Genomic DNA, 1,596 nt, shown 5'->3' with positions numbered 1-1,596 from the left:
GGGCGCCCCGCCTGCGGCGAACGGTCCGCACCGGCCCGGCCGCCCGGTTACGATCCGGGTGATCCGCGGGCTTTCAGGCGGTACGGAATCCTCGGGAGAGCAATGGCCGAATCACCTCCCCGCCCCGGCGTGCCGGGCGCGGTGCCGGGCGACGAACCGGGCCGCCAGCAGGTCGTCGAGGACGGCGGGCCGCCCGGGGGGTTCACCGCCGCCCCGGCGCCCTGGGGCTCCTCGCCGCCGTGGTGGTCGGCGGACGCCGCCGACGGGACCGGACCGCAGATGATCGCGAACGGCACCGGGCCGCAGCCGCTCCCGGGCGGGACGGGCGGGCACCGCCTCCCCGTCCCGGCGAACGGCACCGGCGGGCACCCGCTGCCCGGCGGCACGGGCGGGCATCCGCTGCCGAACGGGACGGGTCCGATCGTCCTTCCGGGCGGGACCGGGCCGCACCCGATGCCGGCGCCGCTCGGCGCGGCGGCGCCCGGCGGGGCCGAGCCGGAGCGGGAGCGCAGGCAGGTCTCCGGGCTGCTGCTCGGCGCCGCGGTCGGCGTGGCGCTGGTCGCGGTGCTGATGGTCGGCGTCCTGGCGTTCAAGCCGGACGAACCCGGCGCGGGGAAGGGCGGGAAGGGCGACGCGGTGTCCACCGCGTCCACCCGGCGGATCAACGCCCTGCCGCGCGCCGGGGGGATGACCAAGGACGCCACCGAGCCGGCCGCCAGCGCGGCGTACCCGTTCGTCATGGCTGCGGTGCGGGCCGGCGGCGTCCCCGTGGCCGGGAACGGCGCGGCGGTCTACACCGACCCGCTGGGCCGCACGAACGTGCTGTTCGTGGGCGGGACGGGCGAGGTCGGCGAGCCGGGCGCGTTCCTGCGCAGGCTGCGGCCCAGCACGTTCATCTCCGGTGAGCAGGGCAATCCCGGGCAGAATGGCGGCCGGGCGGAGTGCGGGACGTTCGCGGTGCTCGCCGAGACGCACACGTACTGCGCGTGGGCCACCCGCGACTCCTACGGGATCGTCGCGTCCGACGTCGCGACCGTGAACCCGGACTTCTCGCTGATGGACGACGTCATGCGCCGGATCCGGAAGGACGTCGAGAAGCCGGCGCGGTAGCCGGCGGGACGAACAGCCGCTCGGTGCCGGCGCCGATCCGGTCGAGGACCAGGCCGGTGAAGTAGACGGTGCCGAGCACGGCCACGCGGTGGCCGAGGGTCGCCAGCGCCTCCGGCGTGACGGCGCCGGACTCGACGACGTCCCAGGACGGCGGCAGGGGCCGGGTGAAGCGCAGGTGCGGCTGCGGGAGCCGGACGTAGGTGACGGGCAGGTCGCCGAGCGCGCGGACGGCCCCGTCGAGGTCCTTGTGGTCGGGCAGGCAGACGACGGCGTGGTCGACCTCGCCCCAGCGGTCGCGGGCGGCGGCGAGCGCGGCGGCGACGCCCGTCCCGTCGACGGCGGAGTCGATCAGCAGCGTCGTGGCCGTCCCGGGCACGGCGTGCCAGGACATCCGGCCGGGCAGCACGACCGTGGACAGCACCCGCCGCAGCGTCTCCGCCGGCGGGTCGCCTCCCGCGAGCCTGCGGGCCGCGGCGACGCCGGCCG

Annotated in this window: 1 protein-coding gene and 1 pseudogene; one reads left to right on the top strand and one right to left on the bottom strand. The window is 77.6% G+C overall.

Annotated features, from left to right (window positions below):
* Positions 1-102 precede the first annotated feature (102 nt).
* Positions 103-1,110 (top strand): hypothetical protein, encoded by a 1,008-nt coding sequence (locus ABZ914_RS51105; RefSeq protein WP_500201781.1) that lies wholly within the window; start codon positions 103-105, stop codon positions 1,108-1,110.
* Here the strand turns inward: ABZ914_RS51105 and ABZ914_RS51100 are convergent.
* Positions 1,067-1,596, bottom strand: a pseudogene (locus ABZ914_RS51100) (hypothetical protein); the annotation flags it as partial. The gene ABZ914_RS51105 and the pseudogene ABZ914_RS51100 sit on opposite strands and share 44 nt — an antisense overlap.

Origin of the sequence: Spirillospora sp. NPDC046719, from assembly GCF_040645715.1 — a bacterium.
In the GTDB taxonomy this organism is placed as follows: Bacteria; Actinomycetota; Actinomycetes; order Streptosporangiales; family Streptosporangiaceae; genus Spirillospora.
Note: the sequence above shows the minus strand (reverse complement) of the source record. Positions and strands in the feature narration are given on the sequence as shown.